Below are 18,896 nucleotides of genomic sequence, written 5' to 3'. Positions count from 1 at the left end.
TTCACCAGAGGACGGGCAGCCGCTCCGGCAGACGCTTGATGAAGCCGGTGCGCCACACCAGTTGCTCGGGCGGGACCGCCAGGCGCAGCCCCGGCAGCCGCTCGACCAGGGCGGTGAGCGCGATCTCCGCGTGCACCCGGCCCAGGCCCGTCGCCGGGCAGAAGTGGCGGCCCGCGCCGAAGGAGAGGTGCGGGTTGTGCTCGCGGTCCAGGTCGAGGCGGTCCGGGTCGGTGAAGACCTCCGGGTCGAAGTTGGCCCCCTCGACCAGGACGAGCACCAACTCGCCCTTCTTCACCAGGACTTCGCCGACCTGGGCGTCCTCGGTCGCCAGCCTCGGCAGGCCGTCGCCGATGGACAGGTTCCAGCGCAGCAGCTCGTCCACGGCCCGGCCGATGCGCTCCGGGTGCTCCCGCAGATACGTGATGAGCTCGGGGTGCTGGAGCAGCGCGAGCACCGCCAGGACCAGGAACGCGGACGTCGACACCGCTCCCGCGCCGAAGAGCGAGACCGCGACCGTCGCCAGCATCTCGTCGGTAAGATGCGCGGACTCCTCCTCCGTACGCAGGTCGGCGAGGCGGGCGAGCAGGCCCGCGCGCTGGTCCGGGGGCGCGTTGAGCCGGTCGACCATGTAGCCGAGGTCCTTGTACCAGTTGAGGCGGGAGCCCTCGAAGGAGTGCGGGCTGGTCATGAACGCGATGTCCAGGCCCGACATCAGGCGGCGCCAGTCCGCGAACGGCACGCCGATGACCTTGCAGTGCAGCGCCGCCGAGAAGGGGTCGGCGAACCCCGCCCGGAAGTCCGCCGGAGGCCCCTCGGCGAGCAGCCCGTCGACGAACTCGTCGGCCCGCTCCCGCAGCCACTCGCGCAGGTCGTCGGTGCGCGGATTGAGCGCCTTCATCACGGCGCCGCGCAGCCCCGCGCTGTTGATGTTGCCCATGTTGTTGACGACTTCCGGCGGGATCGTCAGCGCGTACTGGCGCGGCGCGTCGGGGGCGGCGGTGTCCTTGAGGCTGAACCGGTCGTCCTCCAGGACCCGTTTGGCCAGCGCGTAACTGCTCACCAGCCAGGCGGTGTCGCCGGTCATGGTGCGCACCTTGGCCACCGGCTCCTTGGCGCGCAGCGCGGCGCACTCCTCGGGGAGTACGTCGCCGCGCCGGCCGAGCGGGAAGTCGAGCAGCCGCTGGGTGCCGGTGCCGGTGTCGGTCGTGCCGCTCATGCCGCGACTCCTTCCGCGGGAACGGGGTGCGGGCGCACGACCGCGTACGCCTGGTTGCGTGAGGCGCGCAGGCCGCCGCCCTTGGCGTACAGCAGCTCGGTGAGCGGGATCAGCGCGTGGTAGCAGGACACCGAGGACGGGACGCCGAGGATGCCCGGGGTGTCGAGGAAGAAGGGCAGTTCGGCGGCGATGTAGTCGAGGCAGGCGGCCAATTGCTCGGGGCTCGCCTGGGTGCCGTCGGCCTTGCCCGAGAGGAACGCCGCGGCCATCTCCTCGCAGCCCGTGCGGAATTCGCGGTCGATGGCGAGGAAGTGCCGCACCCGGCGGTGCAGCAGGTCGTACACCTGGTTCCCGGCGAACTCCGAGAGCGCGTGCACGCCGACCGGCAGACCCGGCCGGGCCGCCTCCTCGACACCGCGCACGATGCGCCTGCGGACCGCCTTCAGCTCCTTCGACGCCCGCCGCTCGGCGTGCTCCTCGTCGTAGCCGAACGCGGCGAACATCCGGGCCACATGGCGGTCGGCGTAGACGAGATCGACCCGGTCGAAGCGGGTGGAGGCCCAGCGGACGAGTTCGGCGATGCGGTCCGCGCTGAAGTAGCTGTTGCCCGGGCTCACCCCGATGAGGACGTGATCGCCCTCGTCCCAGATGAAGCGGCAACTGCGGGTGAATGGCTGGAAGGTAAACGTGGTGGTTGCTTCAGTGGTGGCAGTCACTCCTGAATCGCCCCAGCGCCGCGAGTCCCTGGGAGCCCTGTGCTCCCGGTGTGGCGGCGACAGCACGAAGTTATCGCCCGGGTGCGGAGCGTAGGGAAGGGGGTCCCGGCCTTTTGGCGGGAATTCGCCCCCTCGAAACACCGGGGGTGATGTTTGCGGGCGGGGCGACGACCAAGTGCGTTGGCGACCGGCCGCCGCACCGGGCGGGCCCGGGGCCCGTTAGTCTGACCCCCGTCAAAAACGCACCAAGATAGGGGTGGACCCAGTGGCGGACATCGAAGAGGCCCGCAAGGCGTTCGCGAAGCTCGACATCAACGGCGACGGTGAGATCACCGCGGCCGAGTACAAGCAGGTCATGGCGCAGCTGGGCGACTACCACGTCACCGAGACCGTGGCCAAGGCGATCATCGCGGCCAAGGACGCCAACGGCGACGGCAAGCTCTCCTTCGAGGAGTTCTGGGCGTCCCTGAACAAGTGACCCCGCCTCCGGCCGGGCGGCCCGCCAGATTCGTGCCGCCCGCCCGGAATTTCCTTCCGGCCACCCGAGTTGTGGATCTCGCAACACAAGGCAACGACACGGGGAAGGCCAGTTTCATGAAGATCGGCATCATCGGCGCGGGCAACATCGGCGGCAACCTGACCCGTCGTCTCACCGCGCTCGGGCACGACGTCTCCGTCGCCAACTCGCGCGGCCCGCACACCCTGACGGCCCTCGCCGAGGAGACCGGGGCCACGCCCGCCGACATCGCGGACGTCGCCAAGGGCGCGCGGCTCGTCGTCGTCACCATCCCGCTCAAGAACGTCCCCGACCTGCCCGCCGGGTTCCTGGACGGCGCGGACGAGAACGTCGCCGTGCTCGACACCGGCAACTACTACCCCCAGCAGCGCGACGGCCTGATCGCCGAGATCGAGGCGGGGCTCACCGAGAGCCGCTGGACCGAGCAGCACATCGGCCACGCGGTCGTGAAGGCGTTCAACGGCACGTACGCCGAGGACATCATCACCAAGGCCCTGCCCCAGGGCGACCCCGACCGCGTCGCGCTGCCGGTGGCGGGCGACGACAAGGCCGCCAAGCAACTGATCCGCGACCTCATCGACGAGCTGGGCTTCGACACCGTGGACGCGGGCGGCATCGACGAGTCCTGGCGCCAGCAGCCCAACACCCCGGTGTACGGGCTCCGGGGCGGCGTCGAGGAGATCACCGAGGCGCTCGCGGCGGCCTCGCCGGAGCGCACGGACGACTTCAAGGCGTAACGGTTCATCCCGTACCACGCACGACGGGCGCGCCCCGCAAGGAGCGCGCCCGTCGCGTACGTACGGATCAGTGAGCGATCAGCATTCGATGATGTTGACCGCGAGCCCGCCGCGCGCGGTCTCCTTGTACTTGACCGACATGTCCGCGCCGGTCTCCTTCATGGTCTTGATGACCTTGTCGAGGGAGACCTTGTGGCTGCCGTCGCCGCGCATCGCCATCTTCGCGGCGGTCACGGCCTTCACGGCCGCCATGCCGTTGCGCTCGATGCACGGGATCTGGACCAGACCACCGACGGGGTCGCAGGTCAGGCCGAGGTTGTGCTCCATGCCGATCTCGGCGGCGTTCTCGACCTGCTCGGGGGTGCCGCCCAGGACCTCGGCGAGGGCGCCCGCGGCCATCGAGCAGGCGGAGCCGACCTCGCCCTGGCAGCCGACCTCGGCGCCGGAGATCGAGGCGTTCTCCTTGAAGAGCATGCCGATCGCGCCGGCCGAGAGCAGGAAGCGGACCACGCCCTCGTCGTCGGCGCCGGGCACGAAGTTCATGTAGTAGTGCAGCACGGCCGGGATGATGCCCGCGGCGCCGTTGGTGGGCGCGGTGACCACGCGGCCGCCCGCCGCGTTCTCCTCGTTCACCGCCATCGCGTACAGCGTCGCCCACTCCATCGCGTGCGCGTCCGGGTTGCCCTCGGCGCGCAGCTGGCGGGCGGTGGTGGCGGCGCGGCGGCGGACCTTCAGGCCGCCCGGCAGGATGCCCTCGCGGGACATGCCGCGCGAGACGCACGCCTGCATCACCCGCCAGATCTCCAGCAGCCCGGTGCGGATCTCGTCCTCGGTGCGCCAGGCCTTCTCGTTCTCCAGCATCATCGCGGAGATCGACAGACCGGTCTCCTTCGCCAGGCGCAGCAGCTCGTCACCGGTGCGGAAGGGGTACTTCAGGACGGTGTCGTCCGGCATGATCGGGTTCTCGCCCGCGACCGCGTCCTCGTCCACGACGAAGCCGCCGCCGACCGAGTAGTACGTCTTCTCCAGGACCAGCGCGCCCTCGCTGTCGTACGCGAAGATCGTCATCCCGTTGGCGTGGTACGGCAGCGCCTTGCGGCGGTGCAGGATCAGGTCCTCGTCGAAGTCGAAGGGGATCTCGTGGGCGCCGAGCAGGTTGATCCGCCCGTCCGCCTTGATCCGCTCGACCTGCTCGTCGGCGCTCTCCACGTCGACCGTGCGCGGCGAGTTGCCCTCCAGGCCCAGCAGGACCGCCTTGGGGGTGCCGTGGCCGTGGCCGGTGGCGCCGAGCGAGCCGTACAGCTCGGCCCGTATCGAGGCGGTGTGGGCCAGCAGGCCCTCGTTCTTCAGGCGGCGCGCGAACATCCGGGCAGCACGCATCGGGCCGACCGTGTGGGAGCTGGACGGGCCGATGCCGATCGAGAACAGGTCGAAGACCGAGATGGCCACGAGAGACTCCTTGGTGAGGTAGACGCCGTTGTCTGCCAGGTGGTGCAGAGCGAGCAGGTGGAACGGGCGGTGCAAGGGTTCGGGGCACCGCACTCACTGTCCAGTGTGCGCGGTGCCCCGAAGGTTCGTACGAATAAAAGGGTACGAAACTACTTCAGGCCGGGGTACAGCGGGTGCTTCGCGGCCAGGGCGGAGACCCGGGCGGCAAGGGCGTCCTTGTCGAAGTCCGGCTTCAGGGTCTCGGCGATGATGTCGGCGACCTCACGGAAGTCGTCCGCGCCGAAACCGCGGGTGGCCAGCGCCGGGGTGCCGATCCGCAGGCCCGAGGTGACCATCGGGGGCCGCGGGTCGTTCGGGACGGCGTTCCGGTTGACCGTGATGCCGACCTCGTGGAGGCGGTCCTCGGCCTGCTGGCCGTCGAGCTCGGAGTTGCGCAGGTCCACCAGGACCAGGTGCACGTCCGTGCCGCCGGACAGGACCGAGACGCCGTGCGCGGTGACGTCGTCCTGGACCAGGCGCTCGGCCAGGATGCGGGCGCCGTCCAGGGTGCGCTGCTGGCGCTCCTTGAACTCCTCCGAGGCGGCGACCTTGAAGGACACCGCCTTGGCCGCGATCACGTGCTCCAGCGGGCCGCCCTGGAAGCCCGGGAAGACCGCGGAGTTCAGCTTCTTCGCGAAGTCCTTGTTCCGGGCCAGGATGATGCCGCCGCGCGGGCCGCCGAGCGTCTTGTGCGTGGTGGAGGTGACCACGTCCGCGAACGGCACCGGGTTCGGGTGCAGCCCGGCCGCGACCAGCCCTGCGAAGTGCGCCATGTCGACCCACAGGAGGGCCTCGACCTCGTCCGCGATGCGGCGGAACTCCGCGAAGTCCAGCTGGCGCGGGTAGGCGGACCAGCCCGCGATGATGACCTTGGGACGGTACTCCTTGGCCAGGCGCTCGACCTCGGCCATGTCGACCAGACCGGCCTCGTCGACGTGGTACGGGACCACGTTGAACTGCTTGCCGGAGAAGTTCAGCCGCATGCCGTGGGTGAGGTGGCCGCCGTGCGCCAGGTCCAGGCCGAGGATCGTGTCGCCGGGCTGGGCGATCGCGAACAGGGCGGCCTGGTTGGCGGAGGCGCCGGAGTGCGGCTGGACGTTGGCGTACTCCGCGCCGAACAGGTCCTTGACCCGGTCGATCGCGATCTGCTCGGTCACGTCCACGTGCTCGCAGCCGCCGTAGTAGCGGCGTCCCGGGTAGCCCTCGGCGTACTTGTTGGTAAGGACCGTGCCCTGGGCCTCCATGACCGCGACCGGAGCGAAGTTCTCCGAGGCGATCATTTCGAGGGTGGACTGCTGACGGTGGAGCTCGGCGTCGACGGCGGCGGCGACGTCCGGGTCCAGCTCATGGAGGGGGGTGTTCAGAAGCGACATCGGAAGATCAGTCCTTACGCCGGGGTCAGCTGCCTGCGAACGCGGTGTACTCGTCGGCGGAGAGCAGGTCGTCCGGCTCGCCCTCGACGCGCACCTTGAACAGCCAACCGCCCTCGAACGGGGCCGAGTTGACCAGCGAGGGGTCGTCCACGACGTCCTGGTTGGCCTCGACGACCTCGCCCGAAACCGGCGAGTACAGGTCGCTGACCGACTTGGTCGACTCCAGCTCACCGCAGGTCTCGCCCGCGGTCACCGTGTCACCGACCGCCGGGAGCTGGACGAACACGACGTCACCGAGCGCGTTGGCCGCGTGCTCCGTGATGCCGACCGTCGAGACGCCGTCCTCGGCGCCCGACAGCCACTCGTGCTCCTTGCTGTAGCGCAGCTGCTGGGGGTTGCTCATGACCTGAATTCTCCTGTACGAGGGGGAGTGGTGGTGAACAAGGAAGTGGTGCGGGGTGTGTGCGAGGGGTCACTTCTGGCGCTTGTAGAACGGCAGCGCCACGACCTCGTACGGCTCATGCGTACCGCGAATGTCCACGCCGACGCCGGAGGTGCCCGGTGCGGCGTGCGCGGCGTCCACGTACGCCATGGCGATCGGCTTGCCGAGGGTCGGGGACGGGGCGCCCGAGGTCACCTCGCCGATCATCTGACCGTCCGCGACCACGGCGAACCCGGCGCGCGGCACCCGGCGGCCCTCGGCGATCAGGCCGACCAGCTTGCGCGGGGCCTTGGCGGCGGCGCGCTCGGCGGCGGCCTCCAGGGCGGCGCGCCCCACGAAGTCGCCCTCCTTCTCGAACTTCACGACCCGGCCGAGCCCCGCGTCGAACGGGGTCAGCGAGGTGGTGAGCTCGTGCCCGTACAGCGGCATGCCCGCCTCAAGGCGCAGTGTGTCGCGGCAGGACAGGCCGCACGGCACCAGGCCCGCGTCCTTGCCCGCCTCCGTCAGCGCCTGCCACAGCTTCTCGGCGTCGGCCGGGGCCACGAAGAGCTCGAAGCCGTCCTCACCGGTGTACCCCGTACGGGCGATCAGCGCCGGGACGCCCGCGACGGTGCCGGGCAGGCCCGCGTAGTACTTCAGACCGTCGAGGTCGGCGTCGGTGACGGACTTCAGGATGCCGGGGGACTCGGGGCCCTGGATGGCGATCAGCGCGTAGTTGTCGCGGTCGTCGCGGACCTCGGCGTCGAAGCCGGCCGCGCGCTCGGTGACCGCGTCCAGGACGACCTGGGCGTTGCCCGCGTTGGCGACGACCATGTACTCGCTCTCGCCGAGGCGGTAGACGATCAGGTCGTCGACGATGCCGCCGTCCTCCTGGCAGATCATCGTGTACCGGGCGCGGCCGACGCCGATGGTGGCCATGTTGCCGACCAGCGCGTAGTCCAGGGCCTTGACGGCCTCCGGGCCGGTGACGGTGATCTCGCCCATGTGGGAGAGGTCGAAGAGACCGGCCTTGGTGCGTACGGCGGTGTGCTCGTCGCGCTCGCTGCCGTACCGCAGCGGCATGTCCCAGCCCGCGAAGTCGGTCATGGTCGCGCCCAGCGAACGGTGCAGCGCGTCAAGGGCGGTGAGACGGGGGGCGTTGCTCATAAGGATGTGGCTCCCAGGGCATGACGGCGAGGACGATCCTCCCCATCTGTCATCGGAACCTGAGAGGTTCGCCGGACGCCCGTCGGGGTCACGGCTTGCACCTTGGGTGGAGCCACACGCGTGGGCTCGCTTTTCAGATCTGCCTCATCCACGCGGTACGGGGCCTGAGAGATTCAAGGGAGGGACTTGCTCCTTCGGCGCCCCAGGGCAACACGTACTGGGGACTCTCCCGCGCGGATTCAAGCGGCCGGTATGCAGTTGGCGCGCACATCATTGCACGCATCCCCGGGGCGGCAAACGCCTGCGTCGCATTACCGGTTCTTTACACTGCCTGGGCAGGGTCCGTACGACCCGGCAGGGGGAGGGCCGATGAAGGTTCACAGGCAGGCGGCGGCGCAGGGGTACGCCGCACAGTGCTCGGCCGTGCCCGCGCGCACCAAGGTGGTCTGGGATCTGCGCGGCCGCGGCGGGCGCACCCCGCACACGCTGTCGTTCGCCGAGGGCGACGTGGTGGTGGTCTCCGGGCTGCCGGGCAGCGGCAAGACGACACTACTGCGCCGGGCCGCCGCGGGCCTGGGCATCGACTCCCAGGACACCCGCCGGGCCTGGGAGGCCCGGATGGGCCCGGTGCCGTATGTGCTGTACCGCCCGGTGGTACGGGTCGCCCACTTCCTGCGGACGCACTGGAGGCTGCGGTCGGGCGCGAGCCTGGTCGTCCACGACTGCGGCACGCACGCGTGGGTGCGCTGGTCCCTGGCCCGGGGCGCGGCCCGCGACGGCCGCGCGCTGCATCTGGTGCTGCTCGACGTCCCCCCGGAGCTCGCCCTGGAGGGCCAGCGCTCCCGGGGCCGCAAGGTCTCCGCGTACGCCTTCGCCCGCCACCGCAGGGCGGTCCCGCGCCTCATAGACGAGGTGGCGGAGGGCCGCCTGCCGCGCGGGGTGGCGTCGGCGGTGCTGCTTGACCGGGAGGCGGCGGAGGTGGTGGGGCGGATCGCCTTCGAGGAGAGCCCGCGCCGACGCTAGAGTTCGGTGCCGGGGGACTTCAGGTGCCGGGGCACCCGTACCCCCTTGTTGTTTTGCTTTTAGGGGCGCGGGGCTGTGACATTTGCGGCTCCGCCGCGTGGGCGCGACCAGCCACTGACGGCCAGCAGACAAAGGACGACGGCACATGGAATTCCCCCACCCGCTGGGCGGCGGCGGTTGGCCGGGCAACGAGCTGGAAGAGGCCCTGGCGGCGGCCCTGGGCAACCCCACGGCGGGCCCGAGGCTGATAGAGGTCCTGGGACGCAACGCGGTATGGGTCCCGCTGCCGAACGGTGGCGCCCAGGACAGCCGCGACCTCGACCTCCCCACGATGGAGATCGACGGCGCCCCCTACGTTCCGGTGTACAGCTCCGAGCAGCAGTTCCTCCAGTGCGTCGGCCCCCATATGTCGTTCGCGATCGCCCCCGCCGTGGAGTTCGCCCGCGGACTGCCCCCGCAGCTCGGCATCGCGGTGAACCCCGAGGGCGCGGTCGGCGTGCCCCTGCCGCCGCCCGCCGTCGCCGAGTTGTGCCGTACGGGACGCACCGCACTGGACGGCCCCGCCACCGGCGGCCGGGTGCGGCTCTTCGAGCCGGACTGGCAGGAGGACCCGGTCGACTTCCTGACCGCCGCCGCCGCCGAGTTCGAGGCGACCGGCGTGGTGCGCACCGCCCGCCGCGCGCTCGCCTCCATCGAGGGCAACGCGCCGACCCTGTTCATCGGCGTCGAGTTCTCCACCTGGGACGGGGCGGGCCGCAACGCCCCCATGGAGGCGCTGGGCCGGGCGCTCGGCCGCGTCCCGGTGGGCTGGCCGGTGAACCTGGTCCTGCTCGACGTGGCCCAGGACCCGGTGGTCACCTGGATGCGCGAGCGCGTACGCCCCTTCTACACAAGGGCCACGGCCCAGTAGTCCCGCATAAGCTGGTTTCATAATCCGTAGACCCCCACGGCGGCACGCCTGTGCACCGGCGGCGCGGGGGACCGAAGAGGGGCGGGACCCAGGGTGAGTGCGTCAGGCACCGCGGCGGCCGGGCAGGTCGAGCACATGCTGCGCCAGGTGGCCCCCGGACGCTACGACGCGTACGAGGCGCTCCTCCACGCCCTCGCCGACCCCTCCGCCGGCCGGCTCTGGATGCTGCTCTGGCACGGCCGGGCCGGTGCCCCCGACGCCCAGTACGGGAACATGGAGGTCGACGGCATCGCGTACGCGCCCTGTGTGACCTCCGCCCAGGAACTCGCCGCCAGCGGCTGGAACCGCGAGCACGAGGTGGTCACCGGCCGCGACATCGCGCGTGCCCTCTACCCCGACCGGTACGGGATCTGGCTGAATCCACACGCCCCCGGCGGCGGCGTCGGCATCCCCTGGCCCGATCTGCGCCGGATCGCCACCGGCCTCGACCGGATGCCCGCCGGGCCCCTGCGGCTGTCCGAACCGGCCGTGGAGATCCCGCAGTTCTACGCCCTGCTCGCGCAGAACGCGCACCGCACCCCGGCCGTCCGCTCGCTGCGGCGCGCCTGGGTGCAGCCCGCGATCGGCGCGCCCTATCTGGCCATCGGCCTCGATCTCTACGACACCGGTCGCCAGTCCGTGGACGCGGTGCGCGCCATGATGCAGCAGTCCGTGGCCGCCGTACCGGACGGGCTGCCGGTCTCCACGGTCGCGATGTCGGACGAGTACGACCCGGTCGGGATGTGGCTGCGCGCCCACGCGCGCCCGTTCTACGACCGCGAGGCGCACGCCGCCCCGGCTCCCACCGGCGGATACGGCTACCCGCCGGCCGCCCCGCGCGCGTACTGATCCGGCAGCCCCGCCCGCCCCCGCGCACTTACTGACGGTAGCCACCGTGTGCGTCCACCGACGCCACTCCTTTTTCTCCCGCACCGCCTCTCTGTATTTCTCCCGCGCCCTCGCTCCCTTCAAATGCGACGGACAATTCCCCCACCCGCCTTTCTATCCGAGGCGGTGACCCCCCTTGCTCCGGCATTGCACTCAAATACGCTCCGCTTCAAGGGAGTTGGGTGACATGACCGTTCTGGTCGCTTAGTGCCCGACTGGTCCGCTCAGACGATCACGACGTCCGGATAACGGAAGCTGTCTGACCGCATCACGTTTAGGCAACCATTCCCCGCCAGGTCTGGCGGGTGATCGCAAACGCGTTGAAGACTCCCGGCTAACAGAGGGCCGGTTGGCCCGTCGCAGCATCACCGCACCACCTGATGGAACAAGCCGCCACAGCGGCTGGTACGGGCCGGCCACCGCCGGCCGGGAGGGGTCAGAGGCACTGTGACCGCACCGCTGGAGACCACCGGATCGGCTGCCGAGGTGCCGCCGGAGGCAGTACTCACGGGGGCCAAGCAGAGCCAGATCGAAGGCCGTTCGCTCGGACAGATCGCCTGGACGCGCTTCAAGCGCGACAAGCTTGCCGTCGCGGGTGGAGTGGTCGTCGTCCTGCTCATCCTGCTCGCCGTTCTCTCCAAGCCCATCCAATGGGCGTTCGGGCTCGACCCGAACGAGTTCCACCAGGACCTGATCGACCCGGCCCTCCTGGCACCCAAGGGCGCCTGGGGCGGCATGAGTTGGGAGCACCCGCTGGGTGTCGACCCGCAGTACGGACGCGACATCCTCTCCCGCATCATCGAGGGCTCCTGGGTGTCGCTGCTCGTCGCGGGCGGTGCCACGCTGCTCTCCGTGGTCATCGGCGTGATCATGGGCGTCACGGCAGGTTTCTACGGCGGTTGGGCGGACAGCCTGATCAGCCGTGCGATGGACGTCTTCCTGGCGTTCCCGCTCCTGCTGTTCGCCATCTCCATCTCCGCGTCCCTCCAGGACGGAGCGTTCGGCATGTCGGGGCTGCCACTGAGGATCAGCGTGCTGATCTTCGTGATCGGCTTCTTCAGCTGGCCGTACATGGGCCGTATCGTCCGGGCCCAGACGCTCAGCCTGCGGGAACGCGAGTTCGTCGAGGCCGCCAAGAGCCTCGGCGCCCGTGGTCCGTTCATTCTGATCCGGGAGCTGCTGCCGAACCTGATCGCTCCGATCCTGGTCTACGCGACGCTCCTGATCCCCACGAACATCCTGTTCGAGGCCGGACTCAGCTTCCTCGGCGTCGGTATCTCGCCGCCGCAGGCCTCCTGGGGCGGAATGCTCAGCACCGCGACCGACCTGTACCAGGCGGACCCGCAGTACATGATCGTGCCGGGCCTGGCGATCTTCATCACCGTCCTGGCGTTCAACCTGCTGGGCGACGGGCTGCGAGACGCCCTCGACCCGCGCAGCAAGTAAGCACGCGGCACCGCCACATGCTCACGTCCGCCGCAACCATCCAAAGAGGGGGCTTCCTCAGGTGAAGTCAAGAAAAGCAACCCTTGTGCTCGCCACTGGCGTGGCGCTGACCCTTGGTCTGTCCGCGTGCAACGACTCGAAGAGCAACAGCGGCGATGGCAAGAAGGGCGTCACTGACGCCGCTCTGAGCTCCATCGTCAACAAGTCCGACAAGAAGGGGGGCACGGCCACCTACGCACTGTCGGACGTGCCGGACTCCCTGGACCCGGGCAACACGTACTACGGCTGGGTGCAGAACTTCTCCCGTCTGTACGGCCGCACCCTCACCACGTTCAAGCCGGCCGCCGGCAAGGACGGCCTGACCGTCGTCCCGGACCTTGCGGAAGGGCTGGGCAAGGCCAGCCCCGACGCGAAGACGTGGACGTACACCCTGCGCAAGGGTCTGAAGTACGACGACGGCACGCCGATCACCTCGAAGGACGTCAAGTACGCCGTCGAGCGCTCGAACTTCGCCCCCGAGGCGCTGTCCAACGGCCCGACGTACTTCAAGTCCCACCTGGAGGGTGGCGACAAGTACCAGGGTCCGTACAAGGACAAGAACCCGAACGGCATCGCGTCGATCGAGACCCCCGACGACAACACCATCGTCTTCAAGCTGAAGGACGCCTTCGCGGACTTCGACTACCTGGCGACCTTCTCGCAGACGGCCCCCGTGCCGCAGTCGAAGGACAAGGGCGCGGCGTACGTCCAGCACATCGTCTCCTCCGGCCCGTACAAGTTCGAGTCGTACGAGGAGGGCAAGGGCGCGACCCTCGTCCGCAACCCGCAGTGGGACCCGAAGACCGACCCGATCCGCCCGGCCCTGCCGGACAAGATCGACATCCGCTTCAAGGTCAACGGGGTCACGGTCGACAACGACCTGCTCGCCGACAACCTGACCGTCGACGCGGCCGGTACCGGTGTCTCCCCGCAGACCCAGCCGAAGGTGCTCCAGAGCACCAAGTACAAGTCGCAGACGGACGGTTCGTACGCCGGCGCGACCTCGTACATCGGTCTGAACGTCAACGTCGCGCCGTTCGACAACATCCACTGCCGCAAGGCCGTCCAGTGGGGCATCGACAAGGCGTCGGTCCAGGCCGCCGCCGGTGGCGCGCCCAAGGGTGACGTCGCCACGACGCTGCTGCCGCCGACCGTCAACGGGTACAGCAAGTTCAACCTGTACGAGACCCCCGGTGACAAGGGCGACGAGGCCAAGGCCAAGGACGAGCTCAAGCAGTGTGGTCAGCCGAACGGCTTCACCACCAGCCTGACCGCTCGCTCGGACCGCGCTTCCGAGATGTCGATGGCGACCGCCGTGCAGGCGTCGCTGAAGAAGATCGGCATCAACATGGACATCAAGTCCTTCCCCGCGGGCAAGTACTTCCAGAACTTCGCCGGCAACCCGCAGTACGTGCACGACCACAAGCTCGGCATGATCATGACCGCGTGGGGTGCCGACTGGCCGACCGGCTTCGGCTTCCTGGACCAGATCGTCAACGGCGCGGCCATCAAGCCGTCCGGTGGCAACAACGTCCAGGAGCTGAACGACCCGGCGATCAACAAGGCGCTGAACGACGCCATCGCCAACACGGACAAGGCCGGCCGTGAGAAGGCCTGGGGCGACATCGACAAGATGGTCGCCGAGAACGCCTCCGCCGTTCCGCTGATCTACCGCAAGAACCTGCTGTTCCGCCCGACGTCGGCCACCAACGTCACCGTCACCCAGGCGTACCTCGGTATGTACGACTACCTGCTGATGGGTTCCTCCAAGTAAGCAAGCGGCTGAACCCCCGAGTTCTTTTGAAAGGCAGGTGAAGGCACCGGTGCCCGCCGGGTCGGGAGACCCCCGGCCGGGCGGGCACCGGTTGCCGGACAGCTGTGGCTGCGTACATCATCCGACGCGTTTTCGGCGCGGTGCTCCTGCTGCTGATCGTCAGCGCGGTCACCTTCGCGATTTACTTCCTGGTGCCCCGGCTCGCCGGCCAGACGATGGACCAGCTGGCCGCCCAGTACGTGGGCAAGGACGCCAATGCCAGTGCGATCGCAGCGGTGAAGAAGAACCTCGGGTTCGATCAACCGCTCTACACCCAGTACTGGCACTTCATCAAGCAGATCTTCGTCGGCGCGACCTACAAGTTCGGTCCCGACGCCTCGGTCTGCCACGCCCCCTGCTTCGGCTACTCGTTCAAGAACCACGTCGAGGTCTGGCCGCAGCTGACCGCACGTATCCCGGTCACCTTCTCGCTCGCCATCGGTGCGGCCGTCATCTGGCTGATCTCCGGTGTGGGCGTGGGTGTGGTCTCCGCCCTCAAGCGCGGATCGCTCCTGGACCGGTTCTTCATGGGCGTCGCCCTCGCCGGCGTCTCCCTCCCGATCTTCTTCACCGGAATGCTGTTCCTCGGACTGTTCACGGTCCAATGGCCCATCTGGTCCGGAGTGAACTACGTATCGTTCACGGACAATCCGGCCGACTGGGCATGGAACCTGCTGATCCCCTGGTGCAGCCTCGCCTTCCTCTACTCCGCGCTCTACGCCCGGCTCACCCGGGCCGGAATGCTGGAGACCATGGGGGAGGACTACATCCGCACCGCCCGCGCCAAGGGCCTGCGGGAGCGGACCGTCATCGGCAAGCACGGCCTGCGTGCCGCGCTCACCCCGATCGTCACCATCTTCGGCATGGACTTCGGTCTGCTGATCGGCGGCGCGGTCATCACCGAGCAGGTCTTCTCCTTCCAGGGCCTCGGCTTCTACGCGGTCGACGGCGTCCGCAACAACGACCTCCCGGTCGTCATGGGAGTGACCCTGGTCGCCGCCTTCTTCATCGTTCTCTGCAATCTGCTGGTGGACCTGGTGTACGCCGCGATCGACCCCAGGGTGAGGCTCTCGTGAGCGACCTGAACAAGACCGGCGCCGCCGTGGGCGAGCCCGAGGCCGAGCGTCCCGCCGACGCCGGTGACGCGTTCCTGTCCGTACGGGACCTGCGCATCCACTTCGACACCGACGACGGCCTGGTCAAGTCCGTCGACGGGGTCAGCTTCGACATCAAGCCCGGCCAGACCCTCGGCATCGTGGGCGAGTCCGGCTCCGGCAAGTCGGTGACCTCGCTCGGCGTGATGGGGCTGCACCGCAGCGCCAACGCCAAGATCTCCGGCGAGGTCTGGCTGGACGGCGAGGAGTTGATCGGCGCCGACCCCGAACGCGTACGGCGCCTGCGCGGCCGGAAGATGGCGATGATCTTCCAGGACCCGCTCTCCGCGATGCACCCGTACTACTCGGTCGGCGCGCAGATCGTGGAGGCCTACCGGGTCCACAACGAGGTCTCCAAGAAGGTCGCCCGCACCCGGGCCATCGAGATGCTCGACCGCGTCGGCATCCCCGAGCCCGGCAAGCGGGTCGACTCCTACCCGCACGAGTTCTCCGGCGGTATGCGCCAGCGCGCGATGATCGCGATGGCGCTGGTCAACAACCCGGAGCTCTTGATCGCGGACGAGCCGACCACCGCCCTGGACGTCACCGTCCAGGCACAGATCCTGGACCTGATCCGGGATCTGCAGAAGGAGTTCGGCTCCGCCGTCATCATGATCACGCACGACCTGGGCGTCGTCGCCGAGATGGCGGACAACCTGCTGGTCATGTACGGCGGCCGGTGCATCGAGCGGGGCCCTGCCGAGCAGGTCTTCTACGAGCCCCAGCACCCGTACACCTGGGGCCTGTTGGGGTCCATGCCGCGCATCGACCGCGAGGAGACGGACCGGCTCATCCCGGTCAAGGGCTCCCCGCCGTCCCTGATCAACGTGCCGTCCGGCTGCGCCTTCAACCCGCGCTGCCCGTACGCGGACATCCCCAAGGACGACGTCACGCGCACTGTGCGTCCCGAGCTCAAGCAGTGGGACGACACCGAGGGGCACTTCTCGGCCTGCCATATGTCGCAGGAGGAGCGGACCCGTATCTGGACCGAAGAGATTGCGCCGAAGCTGTGAGCGAGAAGAAACCCACTGAGGGCACTCCTGTCGAGGACACTCCTGCCGCGAGTGCCGAGAAGGCGATCCCGGCGCAGTCGGCCGCCTCGCCCGAGCCGCTTCTCAAGGTGGAAGGGCTGGTCAAGCACTTCCCCATCAAGAAGGGCCTGTTCGGGCGGCAGTCCGGCGCGGTCAAGGCGGTCGACGGCATCTCGTTCGACGTGCTGCCGGGGGAGACCCTCGGCGTCGTCGGCGAGTCGGGCTGCGGCAAGTCGACGATGGGCCGCCTGGTGACGCGCCTCCTCGAACCGACCGGCGGCAAGGTCGAGTTCCAGGGCAACGACATCACGCACATGTCGGCCGGGCAGATGCGTCCGCTGCGCCGCGACATGCAGATGATCTTCCAGGACCCGTACGGCTCGCTCAACCCGCGCCACACCATCGGCGGGATCGTCTCCACCCCGTTCCGGCTACAGGGCGTCACGCCCGAGGGCGGGGTGAAGAAGGAGGTCCAGCGGCTGATGGAGCTGGTGGGCCTCAACCCCGAGCACTACAACCGCTATCCGCACGAGTTCTCCGGCGGCCAGCGCCAGCGCATCGGCATCGCCCGCGCTCTCGCGCTCAACCCGAAGCTGGTCGTGGCGGACGAGCCGGTCTCCGCGCTCGACGTGTCGATCCAGGCGCAGGTGGTCAACCTGCTGGACGACCTCCAGCAGGAGCTCGGCCTCACGTACGTGATCATCGCCCATGACCTGTCGGTGATCCGGCACGTCTCGGACCGGATCGCGGTGATGTACCTCGGCAAGATCGTGGAGCTCGCCGACCGCAAGTCGCTGTACTCGGCGCCCATGCACCCGTACACCAAGGCGCTGCTCTCGGCCGTGCCGGTGCCGGACCCCAAGCGCAAGGGTGTCAAGAGCGAGCGGATCCTGCTCAAGGGCGATGTCCCCTCGCCGATCTCGCCGCCGAGCGGCTGCCGCTTCCACACCCGGTGCTGGAAGGCGACGGAGATCTGCAAGACGCAGGAGCCGCCGCTGATCGCGCTGAAGACCGGCCACCAGGTGGCCTGCCACCACCCGGAGAACGCGCCGGACCAGGCCCCGGGCGAGACGGTGCTGCCGTCGGCGCGGGAGTCGGTGGAGGTGGTGTCGGTGACCAAGGACGCGGTTCCGGCGGAGGCCGAGGAGGCTGCGGCTGTGGCTTCGGAGGCTCCTGCGTCGGCCGGGGCCGAGGCTGCCGCGACGGCCGAGGAGCCCGAGGCGGAAGCGGCTGCCGACGCCTCGACGGAGGCAGCACCGGTGGCCGAAACCGGACCGGACTCCGCCGTTCAGGAGTCAACCGACAAGTAACGCATGACAGTTCGGCAAAGTCATGTTCATGCCGATACGGGAGAGTGCAGAGTCTGCGTGTCCGTACCCACGGAAACGCGTTCGAAGGGCAGACTCATGGCACTCTCCCGTTCGGCCCGTCGTACCAGCAGGCTGCTCGCCCTCGCCACCGCGGCGGCATCGGCCTTCACCATCGCCGCCGCCCCCGGCGGCGGCTCGCCCGGCGCCCCGGGCATTGGCGACCCCTACTTCCCCAACCTCGGCAACGGCGGCTTCGACGCCCTCCACTACGACCTCGGCGTCAGCTACAACCCCGACTCCGGGCGGCTCGACGGGCGTACGACCCTCACCGCCCGCGCCACCCAGACGCTGACCAGCTTCGACCTCGATCTGCAGAAGCTCACCGTCGACACGGTACGGGTGGACGGCAGACCTGCCGACTTCACGCGCAAGGGCGACGAGATCGTCATCACGCCCCGTCACAAACTGCGCAAGGGCCATGAGTTCGATGTCACCGTCGCCTACGGCGGCGTGCCGATGCCGCTCAACGGCCCGATCGTCTTCGGCTCCGACTACGGCTGGATGAAGACCAAGGACGGCGTGTTCGTCGCCTGCGAACCCAACGCCGCCTCCACCTGGTTCCCCTCCAGCGACCACCCCGCCGACAAGGCCACGTACGACATCCGCATCGACGCGCCCAAGGGCCTGACCGGCGTCTCCAACGGCCACCTCGTCTCGTCGTACGACAAGGGCGACCGCTCGTACTTCCACTGGCGCGAGAACAAGCCGATGGCGACGTACCTGGCGACCGCGACCATCGGCAAGTTCGATGTGCAGACCGGAAAGACGCCCGCCGGGACGCCGATCTACGTGGCCATCGACCCGGTGCTCAAGGGGCAGAACCAGGTCGACGTGTACGCGGTGACGGCCGAGGCGACCGACTACTGGTCCAAGCTCTTCGGCCCGTACCCGTTCGAGGAGACCGGCGCGATCGTCGACGACATGCCGCAGGCGGGCTTCTCCCTGGAGGTGCAGTCCAAGCCCGCGTACTCGGCGGTGCGCAACGAGACGACCATCGTCCACGAGCTCGCCCACCAGTGGTTCGGCGACTCCGTCTCGGTGGCCCAGTGGAAGGACATCTGGCTCAACGAGGGCTTCGCGAGCTACGCGCAGTGGCTGTGGGAGGAGCACAAGGGGCGGGGCACCGCGCACGACTTGGCCCGTGCCTACTACAACCGGGTGCCGGCCACGGACGCGTTCTGGAAGACCGAGGTCGCCGATCCGCAGCGCGACACGATGTTCGCCTCGGCCGTCTACCGGCGTGGCGCGATGACGCTCCAGGCGCTGCGCGAGCGCATCGGCGACGACGCGTTCTTCAAGCTGCTGCCCGCGTGGACGAAGTCGCACCGCTACGGCAACGGGAACACGGCCCAGTTCGTGAAGCTCGCGGAGAAGATCTCGGGCCAGCAGCTCGGTGACCTGTTCCAGAAGTGGATCTACACGACGGGGAAGCCGACGTGGTCGTAACGGCTTGGCCGTGTCGGCCCGGTCGTAGTGGCGTGGTCCTGACAGGCGCACCCGGCGGGTGCTGCATTTCCCGGGGGCCAACCCCCGGACCCCCGGCCGGTT

General features: G+C 69.2%; 17 protein-coding genes and 1 riboswitch. Of the genes, 11 read left to right on the top strand and 6 right to left on the bottom strand.

Annotated elements, in window-relative coordinates:
• Position 1 precedes the first annotated feature (1 nt).
• Positions 2-1,216, bottom strand: coding sequence for a cytochrome P450 (locus BG418_RS21910; protein ID WP_188275653.1), 1,215 nt, complete (start codon positions 1,214-1,216; stop codon positions 2-4).
• Complete coding sequence (locus tag BG418_RS21905; RefSeq protein ID WP_188275652.1) at positions 1,213-1,932, bottom strand: tRNA-dependent cyclodipeptide synthase; 720 nt, start codon at positions 1,930-1,932, stop codon at positions 1,213-1,215. The genes BG418_RS21910 and BG418_RS21905 overlap by 4 nt, the downstream gene beginning before the upstream one ends.
• A 265-nt stretch (positions 1,933-2,197) precedes the next feature.
• On the opposite strand from BG418_RS21905, the gene BG418_RS21900 reads away from it, so the two are divergent.
• Positions 2,198-2,410, top strand: coding sequence for an EF-hand domain-containing protein (locus BG418_RS21900; RefSeq protein ID WP_188275651.1), 213 nt, complete (start codon positions 2,198-2,200; stop codon positions 2,408-2,410).
• A 116-nt stretch (positions 2,411-2,526) separates the two neighbouring features.
• Complete coding sequence (locus BG418_RS21895) at positions 2,527-3,186, top strand: NADPH-dependent F420 reductase (RefSeq protein ID WP_188275650.1); 660 nt, start codon at positions 2,527-2,529, stop codon at positions 3,184-3,186.
• A 78-nt stretch (positions 3,187-3,264) separates the two neighbouring features.
• Here BG418_RS21895 and BG418_RS21890 read toward each other — a convergent pair whose 3' ends face one another.
• The 4 genes from BG418_RS21890 to gcvT form a co-directional block, all read right to left on the bottom strand.
• Positions 3,265-4,635 carry an L-serine ammonia-lyase gene (locus BG418_RS21890; RefSeq protein WP_188275770.1) on the bottom strand — a complete coding sequence of 457 codons (1,371 nt, stop codon included), beginning with the start codon at positions 4,633-4,635 and terminating at the stop codon, positions 3,265-3,267.
• A gap of 149 nt (positions 4,636-4,784) precedes the next feature.
• Complete coding sequence (glyA, locus tag BG418_RS21885) at positions 4,785-6,047, bottom strand: serine hydroxymethyltransferase (protein WP_223185231.1); 1,263 nt, start codon at positions 6,045-6,047, stop codon at positions 4,785-4,787.
• A 25-nt stretch (positions 6,048-6,072) separates the two neighbouring features.
• Positions 6,073-6,450 (bottom strand): glycine cleavage system protein GcvH, encoded by a 378-nt coding sequence (gene gcvH / locus BG418_RS21880; RefSeq protein WP_188275649.1) that lies wholly within the window; start codon positions 6,448-6,450, stop codon positions 6,073-6,075.
• Between the two features lie 69 nt (positions 6,451-6,519).
• Positions 6,520-7,635 carry a glycine cleavage system aminomethyltransferase GcvT gene (gcvT, locus tag BG418_RS21875; RefSeq protein WP_188275648.1) on the bottom strand — a complete coding sequence of 372 codons (1,116 nt, stop codon included), beginning with the start codon at positions 7,633-7,635 and terminating at the stop codon, positions 6,520-6,522.
• A gap of 143 nt (positions 7,636-7,778) precedes the next feature.
• Positions 7,779-7,877, bottom strand: a riboswitch (glycine riboswitch).
• A gap of 127 nt (positions 7,878-8,004) precedes the next feature.
• Here gcvT and BG418_RS21870 point away from each other — a divergent pair.
• The 9 genes from BG418_RS21870 to BG418_RS21830 all read left to right on the top strand — a co-directional run bounded on the left by BG418_RS21870 (position 8,005) and on the right by BG418_RS21830 (position 18,794).
• Positions 8,005-8,658, top strand: coding sequence for an AAA family ATPase (locus BG418_RS21870; protein ID WP_188275647.1), 654 nt, complete (start codon positions 8,005-8,007; stop codon positions 8,656-8,658).
• A gap of 145 nt (positions 8,659-8,803) precedes the next feature.
• Entirely contained in the window at positions 8,804-9,568 is a 765-nt protein-coding gene (locus BG418_RS21865; protein WP_188275646.1) for an enhanced serine sensitivity protein SseB, read from the top strand.
• 93 nt (positions 9,569-9,661) lie between these two features.
• Positions 9,662-10,456, top strand: coding sequence for an enhanced serine sensitivity protein SseB C-terminal domain-containing protein (locus tag BG418_RS21860; RefSeq protein ID WP_188275645.1), 795 nt, complete (start codon positions 9,662-9,664; stop codon positions 10,454-10,456).
• A gap of 486 nt (positions 10,457-10,942) precedes the next feature.
• Positions 10,943-11,941, top strand: coding sequence for an ABC transporter permease (locus BG418_RS21855; RefSeq protein ID WP_188275644.1), 999 nt, complete (start codon positions 10,943-10,945; stop codon positions 11,939-11,941).
• Between the two features lie 61 nt (positions 11,942-12,002).
• On the top strand, positions 12,003-13,754 hold the full coding sequence (locus BG418_RS21850) for an ABC transporter substrate-binding protein (protein WP_188275643.1): 1,752 nt from the start codon (positions 12,003-12,005) through the stop codon (positions 13,752-13,754).
• A 104-nt stretch (positions 13,755-13,858) separates the two neighbouring features.
• A complete protein-coding gene (locus BG418_RS21845; RefSeq protein WP_188275642.1) occupies positions 13,859-14,869 on the top strand; it encodes an ABC transporter permease in 1,011 nt (336 codons plus the stop codon).
• Positions 14,866-15,960, top strand: coding sequence for an ABC transporter ATP-binding protein (locus BG418_RS21840; protein WP_188275641.1), 1,095 nt, complete (start codon positions 14,866-14,868; stop codon positions 15,958-15,960). Before BG418_RS21845 ends, BG418_RS21840 begins: the two co-directional genes overlap by 4 nt.
• A 65-nt stretch (positions 15,961-16,025) precedes the next feature.
• Positions 16,026-17,288, top strand: a complete 1,263-nt coding sequence (locus tag BG418_RS21835) for a dipeptide ABC transporter ATP-binding protein (RefSeq protein WP_317453725.1) — start codon at positions 16,026-16,028, stop codon at positions 17,286-17,288.
• Positions 17,289-17,384: 96 nt separating this feature from the next.
• Positions 17,385-18,794, top strand: coding sequence for a M1 family metallopeptidase (locus tag BG418_RS21830; RefSeq protein WP_188275639.1), 1,410 nt, complete (start codon positions 17,385-17,387; stop codon positions 18,792-18,794).
• Positions 18,795-18,896: the final 102 nt, after the last annotated feature.

The sequence above is a fragment of the Streptomyces sp. CBMA152 genome (assembly GCF_014596475.1).
Taxonomy (GTDB): Bacteria; Actinomycetota; Actinomycetes; order Streptomycetales; family Streptomycetaceae; genus Streptomyces.
This window is presented reverse-complemented; position numbering and strand designations above follow the sequence as displayed.

Excerpts from the sequence above, each read along its gene's own strand:
- BG418_RS21870 (WP_188275647.1), top strand. The coding sequence starts at position 8,005 with ATGAAGGTTCACAGGCAGGCGGCGGCGCAGGGGTACGCCGCACAGTGC.
- BG418_RS21895 (WP_188275650.1), top strand. The coding sequence starts at position 2,527 with ATGAAGATCGGCATCATCGGCGCGGGCAACATCGGCGGCAACCTGACC.
- gcvH (WP_188275649.1), bottom strand. The coding sequence starts at position 6,450 with ATGAGCAACCCCCAGCAGCTGCGCTACAGCAAGGAGCACGAGTGGCTG.
- BG418_RS21830 (WP_188275639.1), top strand. The coding sequence starts at position 17,385 with ATGGCACTCTCCCGTTCGGCCCGTCGTACCAGCAGGCTGCTCGCCCTC.
- BG418_RS21910 (WP_188275653.1), bottom strand. The coding sequence starts at position 1,216 with ATGAGCGGCACGACCGACACCGGCACCGGCACCCAGCGGCTGCTCGAC.
- gcvT (WP_188275648.1), bottom strand. The coding sequence starts at position 7,635 with ATGAGCAACGCCCCCCGTCTCACCGCCCTTGACGCGCTGCACCGTTCG.
- glyA (WP_223185231.1), bottom strand. The coding sequence starts at position 6,047 with ATGTCGCTTCTGAACACCCCCCTCCATGAGCTGGACCCGGACGTCGCC.
- BG418_RS21865 (WP_188275646.1), top strand. The coding sequence starts at position 8,804 with ATGGAATTCCCCCACCCGCTGGGCGGCGGCGGTTGGCCGGGCAACGAG.